Below are 5,976 nucleotides of genomic sequence, written 5' to 3'. Positions count from 1 at the left end.
AAAACAGCCAGCGAATGAATAAATAATTAGAAGAATTGAATAATGGAGTTATCCGACTTAAACATAACAAAAACAATGAAGTCGAATATCAAAATTATAGTCTTCCTGCTAATTATTTAAGGTAGACCAAATTAAAAAAATAGCAAATAATGAAGCTTATATAAGATTTGCTGTTACAGGTAGAACAAATAATAAAATACTCGGGAATACTTGATACAAGATTAAGGGATTTGCTTTAAGCAAAATTAATACAATTAATGAAAACCTTGATTTTACCAACGAAAACCTAAAAACAATCCAAGAATCTGAAACTTCAATTATTCGCGAAAGAATTATTGAACCATTTTGAAAAGATCTTTTATGAAATTTAAATAAAAAAACTAACATTGCTTCTTGAACACTAGAAAAGAAATATTTAGAAAAAACTTTACTTAAAGAGAATTCTAGAAATAGAGTTATAAAATTTGAAATTCTAGCAAACTCATTATTAAATATACCAAGCAAAAATAGTAGAGTAAGAAATTTCGAAAGTGCCATCGACATTGAGGTTTCATTTGACAAACTAATAGAACAAAAAACAATTAAAATTAAAAGGTCTGCAAGTGATGGTGCTGGTGGTCGTTTCAATTATTTGTTATTTTAAATTGAATTAAATCTCGTGGTGTAGAGATTAAAATTTCAATGGAAGATAATACAAATAAAATAATAATTGATGAACCTGAAGTTCAAAAATTTTCAAATGGTGTTATGTTTGATAAAAATAGAGCATTTATCATCTTACCTGCCGCAGTTAAAACAACTATAAAATATACCAATGATGAAGAGCAAGAAAATTTTGGTATAAATCAAAATAGATTCGATTACAAACACATTGAAATGAACGGTTCTAATCAACCCATCTTATTTTATAGTGATGTTGAATTCCAAAAAGATAAAACAGTATACTATCCAAATCAAAATGTTAATTACAAATTACATGATGGATATAAATTAAACGTTGAATATTTAAGAGTAAGAGATTGAAGAGATTGAGATATAGTAGACTCTGCATATTCAAGGACAGCATTAGTTGATGGTAATACTTGATTTGGTACATTAGGATTTTTAGGGAAAGTTAATGATGATCCAAATGATGCTACTTTTTACGTTTTAACCAATCGCCATGTCGAAGGTAGTCCAAATGAGTTTTCTGGTATGTTAGATAGTAATCTTCTGCAAGAAAAAGGAAATAAAGTTTTCACACTAGCACCTGATAGAATAGGGAATTCTTTAGAAAGATATTATAATGTTAGAACTAGTGGAGAATTAAATTTAGGAAGAGGTAGGGAGAGCTTTAACTATTAAATTACTTTGAAGTGGTGTAGAGCAAATTTCTAAAGATGGAAGCATTAAAAACCGTGGCCAAGATTTAACATTATTCGTTGTTGATTTAAATCGAAAACTATCCGAAGCAAGAGCAGCAGGTAATATGCAAATAGCTTGAAAAATCGAACATTTAATGAAAAAAGGAAATGTTAATATTGACATAAGTTATAAAAAAGGCGGAACTATGTCAGTACCTAATATTAGAGAAATTTCTGCATTAGGATGACCAGGAACACTATATGCTGGTTCAATTAACAGAAGACCAGTGTCCCTAGGTGATGATGGAAACCAATCTAGAGTGGTTGTTGGTGTGCCATACTTTAATCCTTACTCACAAATTTTTGTTGGTGGAGGAGCATCCGGAAGCGGTATGTATATTGGTGGAGATAATTACATAGCAACTTGAACAGCTGGTGCAAGTAATAATACGCGTAAGGCTTCACAAGGTTATGCTTATGACAATAGAAACTTTAACTTTTTCGGAGTTAATTGAGATAATGAAAATCCTTTAAAACTCAAAAATTACCACTCTATTGCTTCACAAATAATGAGAGCAAACTTAAGATTTCCTGAGAAATATGATCTTCCATGATTCTTTAAAGAAATTAATGAATAAAAAATAAAAAATCTGAACAAAATTTAAAATAAATATTCAAATTTTAAGAGGCTTATTATGAAAAAAATGCTTAAAATTCTATTTCACATCTTTAATCCCTGTTTCTTCTTTTTTGTCATTTCTTGCTCAAACAATGAAATTAGTAACCATAATAAAAAACAATGGAGAAATATGATGAAAACATTATATTTACAAATAAACTATCTAACTTAACTCCTAAAAAACAGTTATCAAAAGTAGTGGAAAATACTAATAATGACTACATACCTATTTTTCCTATAGTAAAACAATTTAGTGGAGATATCCTAATTAAGGATAAATTACCTTCAGAGTTAAAATTTGTTAATAGTCAAAATCAATTTAAGTTCTACCCTGTTTCTTGATCTGTAGATAATGATATGCAAATTTTCTCCAATACTACTATTAATGGAATAGTTAATTATGAAGGCCATGATTTTCCTGTAAAAACCTATGTTATCACTCAATTAAAATCAAATATAAATGAGAGCGACTATTTTTCAAAGGAAGAAGGCTGAACTATTGATTTGGAAAAAAGTACCCGTGACGGTAATAGCAGCAATTTACCTAAGCTTATTGATCGTTCGGGTAATTATAGATCTAGTGCTTCTAGGTGAGATAACTGAGGTAAATTTGGTGAAGAACAAGATACAAATTTAGTTTTCATTGAGAAGAACCAACAAATATTTCGAGATTTGAAGTAAATTTTTGACTTTATGCTAGCCAGGGGAACTCAAGTGGTAAGTTACCTAAGAGAATTTTTGTTCAATACTCAAAAGACGGTGAGAATTGAATTAATGTAGAAAATCAAGATAAAATAACAGACGAGGATTTAGGGCCAATGAGAGGAATGTCAGGATCTTTAGCAAATACAGCTCATGCAAAAGTAATTTCTTTCAAAACCGTTAAAACAAATTGAATTAGAATTCATTGAGAACCAGCTCAAGATAATCAAGGAAAAAATCACATTTAGGTATAACAAATATTGCGTTTAAAGGGATTGATAAACAAGATATATTAAATTTTAGTCAAAGTAATGATATTTTTGGATATGAATATAATGGAGTTAAATATAAAAATAATTCAGAAATAATTAATATTAATTCACAAGATTTCGATGACAACTTTAAGATTTACAAATGCAACAACTACCAGTAAGCATGTGGTTAGTTGAGAAACAAAAAAAAACTTAAAGTTGTCATCGAAATCTTGTGAATTAATATTAATTATTTCTGAATTATTTTTATATTAACTCCATTATATTCATATCCAAAAATATCATTACTTTGACTAAAATTTAATATATCTTGTTTATCAATCCCTTTAAACGCAATATTTGTTATACCTAAAATGTGATTTTTTCCTTGATTATCTTGAGCTGGTTCTCAATGAATTCTAATTCAATTTGTTTTAACGGTTTTGAAAGAAATTACTTTTGCATGAGCTGTATTTGCTAAAGATCCTGACATTCCTCTCATTGGCCCTAAATCCTCGTCTGTTATTTTATCTTGATTTTCTACATTAATTCAATTCTCACCGTCTTTTGAGTATTGAACAAAAATTCTCTTAGGTAACTTACCACTTGAGTTCCCCTGGCTAGCATAAAGTCAAAAATTTACTTCAAATCTCGAAATATTTGTTGGTTCTTCTCAATGAAAAACTAAATTTGTATCTTGTTCTTCACCAAATTTACCTCAGTTTCTCACCTAGAAGCACTAGATCTATAATTACCCGAACGATCAATAAGCTTAGGTAAATTGCTGCTATTACCGTCACGGGTACTTTTTTCCAAATCAATAGTTCAGCCTTCTTCCTTTGAAAAATAGTCGCTCTCATTTATATTTGATTTTAATTGAGTGATAACATAGGTTTTTACAGGAAAATCATGGCCTTCATAATTAACTATTCCATTAATAGTAGTATTGGAGAAAATTTGCATATCATTATCTACAGATCAAGAAACAGGGTAGAACTTAAATTGATTTTGACTATTAACAAATTTTAACTCTGAAGGTAATTTATCCTTAATTAGGATATCTCCACTAAATTGTTTTACTATAGGAAAAATAGGTATGTAGTCATTATTAGTATTTTCCACTACTTTTGATAACTGTTTTTTAGGAGTTAAGTTAGATAGTTTATTTGTAAATATAATGTTTTCATCATATTTCTCCATTGTTTTTTATTATGGTTACTAATTTCATTGTTTGAGCAAGAAATGACAAAAAAAGAAGAAACAGGGATTAAAGATGTGAAAGATAGAATTTTAAGCATTTTTTTCATAATAAGCCTCTTAAAATTTGAATATTTATTTTAAATTTTGTTCAGATTTTTTTTTTTTATTCATTAATTTCTTTAAAGAATCATGGAAGATCATATTTCTCAGGAAATCTTAAGTTTGCTCTCATTATTTGTGAAGCAATAGAGTGGTAATTTTTGAGTTTTAAAGGATTTTCATTATCTCAATTAACTCCGAAAAAGTTAAAGTTTCTATTGTCATAAGCATAACCTTGTGAAGCCTTACGCGTATTATTACTTGCACCAGCTGTTCAAGTTGCTATGTAATTATCTCCACCAATATACATACCGCTTCCGGATGCTCCTCCACCAACAAAAATTTGTGAGTAAGGATTAAAGTATGGCACACCAACAACCACTCTAGATTGGTTTCCATCATCACCTAGGGACACTGGTCTTCTGTTAATTGAACCAGCATATAGTGTTCCTGGTCATCCTAATGCAGAAATTTCTCTAATATTAGGTACTGACATAGTTCCGCCTTTTTTATAACTTATGTCAATATTAACATTTCCTTTTTTCATTAAATGTTCGATTTTTCAAGCTATTTGCATATTACCTGCTGCTCTTGCTTCGGATAGTTTTCGATTTAAATCAACAACGAATAATGTTAAATCTTGGCCACGGTTTTTAATGCTTCCATCTTTAGAAATTTGCTCTACACCACTTCAAAGTAATTTAATAGTTAAAGCTCTCCTACCTCTTCCTAAATTTAATTCTCCACTAGTTCTAACATTATAATATCTTTCTAAAGAATTCCCTATTCTATCAGGTGCTAGTGTGAAAACTTTATTTCCTTTTTCTTGCAGAAGATTACTATCTAACATACCAGAAAACTCATTTGGACTACCTTCGACATGGCGATTGGTTAAAACGTAAAAAGTAGCATCATTTGGATCATCATTAACTTTCCCTAAAAATCCTAATGTACCAAATCAAGTATTACCATCAACTAATGCTGTCCTTGAATATGCAGAGTCTACTATATCTCAATCTCTTCAATCTCTTACTCTTAAATATTCAACGTTTAATTTATCCATCATGTAATTTGTAATTAACATTTTGATTTGGATAGTATACTGTTTTATCTTTTTGGAATTCAACATCACTATAAAATAAGATGGGTTGATTAGAAACCGTTCATTTCAATGTGTTTGTAATCGATCTATTTTGATTTATACCAAAATTTTCTTGCTCTTCATCATTGGTAATTTTATAGTTTTTTAACTGCGGCAGGTAAGATGATAAATGCTCTATTTTTTTCAAACATAACACCATTTGAAAATTTTTGAACTTCAGGTTCATCATCAATTATTATTTTATTTGTATTATCTTCCATTGAAATTTTAATCTCTACACCACGAGATTTAATTCAATTTAAAATAACAAAATAATTGAAACGACCACCAGCACCATCACTTGCAGACCTTTTAATTTTAATTGTTTTTTTGTTCTATTAGTTTGTCAAATGAAACCTCAATGTCGATGGCACTTTCGAAATTTCTTACTCTACTATTTTTGCTTGGTATATTTAATAATGAGTTTGCTAGAATTTCAAATTTTATAACTCTATTTCTAGAATTCTCTTTAAGTAAAGTTTTTTCTAAAATATTTCTTTTCTAGTGTTCAAGAAGCAATGTTAGTTTTTTTTTTAAATTTCATAAAAGATCTTTTCAAAA

General features: G+C 28.8%; 10 protein-coding genes. 4 read left to right on the top strand and 6 right to left on the bottom strand.

Going from position 1 to position 5,976, the window contains the following annotated elements:
• Positions 1–156 precede the first annotated feature (156 nt).
• Positions 157–627 carry a hypothetical protein gene (locus EXC48_RS05155; protein WP_223216281.1) on the bottom strand — a complete coding sequence of 157 codons (471 nt, stop codon included), beginning with the start codon at positions 625–627 and terminating at the stop codon, positions 157–159.
• Between the two features lie 54 nt (positions 628–681).
• On the opposite strand from EXC48_RS05155, the gene EXC48_RS05150 reads away from it, so the two are divergent.
• The 4 genes from EXC48_RS05150 (at position 682) to EXC48_RS05010 (ending at position 2,972) form a co-directional block, all read left to right on the top strand.
• Complete coding sequence (locus EXC48_RS05150) at positions 682–1,344, top strand: hypothetical protein (protein ID WP_223216280.1); 663 nt, start codon at positions 682–684, stop codon at positions 1,342–1,344.
• 124 nt (positions 1,345–1,468) lie between these two features.
• Complete coding sequence (locus EXC48_RS05145; protein ID WP_223216279.1) at positions 1,469–1,981, top strand: hypothetical protein; 513 nt, start codon at positions 1,469–1,471, stop codon at positions 1,979–1,981.
• Positions 1,982–2,142: 161 nt separating this feature from the next.
• Entirely contained in the window at positions 2,143–2,703 is a 561-nt protein-coding gene (locus EXC48_RS04775; protein WP_223216278.1) for a hypothetical protein, read from the top strand.
• 146 nt (positions 2,704–2,849) lie between these two features.
• Positions 2,850–2,972 carry a hypothetical protein gene (locus tag EXC48_RS05010; protein ID WP_268814390.1) on the top strand — a complete coding sequence of 41 codons (123 nt, stop codon included), beginning with the start codon at positions 2,850–2,852 and terminating at the stop codon, positions 2,970–2,972.
• A 253-nt stretch (positions 2,973–3,225) separates the two neighbouring features.
• On the opposite strand, the gene EXC48_RS04770 is transcribed toward EXC48_RS05010, so the two are convergent.
• The 5 genes from EXC48_RS04770 to EXC48_RS05005 all read right to left on the bottom strand — a co-directional run bounded on the left by EXC48_RS04770 (position 3,226) and on the right by EXC48_RS05005 (position 5,636).
• Positions 3,226–3,705, bottom strand: coding sequence for a hypothetical protein (locus EXC48_RS04770; protein ID WP_223216277.1), 480 nt, complete (start codon positions 3,703–3,705; stop codon positions 3,226–3,228).
• Positions 3,660–4,175, bottom strand: a complete 516-nt coding sequence (locus EXC48_RS04765) for a hypothetical protein (protein WP_223216276.1) — start codon at positions 4,173–4,175, stop codon at positions 3,660–3,662. The genes EXC48_RS04770 and EXC48_RS04765 overlap by 46 nt, the downstream gene beginning before the upstream one ends.
• A gap of 163 nt (positions 4,176–4,338) precedes the next feature.
• Positions 4,339–5,358 carry a hypothetical protein gene (locus EXC48_RS04760; protein ID WP_223216275.1) on the bottom strand — a complete coding sequence of 340 codons (1,020 nt, stop codon included), beginning with the start codon at positions 5,356–5,358 and terminating at the stop codon, positions 4,339–4,341.
• A complete protein-coding gene (locus tag EXC48_RS04755) occupies positions 5,330–5,563 on the bottom strand; it encodes a hypothetical protein (RefSeq protein ID WP_223216274.1) in 234 nt (77 codons plus the stop codon). Before EXC48_RS04755 ends, EXC48_RS04760 begins: the two co-directional genes overlap by 29 nt.
• The gene (locus tag EXC48_RS05005) at positions 5,511–5,636 is read right to left on the bottom strand and encodes a hypothetical protein (RefSeq protein ID WP_268814389.1); all 126 of its coding nucleotides are present in this window, start codon (positions 5,634–5,636) and stop codon (positions 5,511–5,513) included. Before EXC48_RS05005 ends, EXC48_RS04755 begins: the two co-directional genes overlap by 53 nt.
• Between the last annotated feature and the right edge of the window lie 340 nt (positions 5,637–5,976).

It is taken from the genome of Mycoplasmopsis cynos (assembly GCF_900660545.1).
In the GTDB taxonomy this organism is placed as follows: domain Bacteria; phylum Bacillota_I; class Bacilli_A; order Mycoplasmatales; family Metamycoplasmataceae; genus Mycoplasmopsis; species Mycoplasmopsis cynos.
Note: the sequence above shows the minus strand (reverse complement) of the source record. Positions and strands in the feature narration are given on the sequence as shown.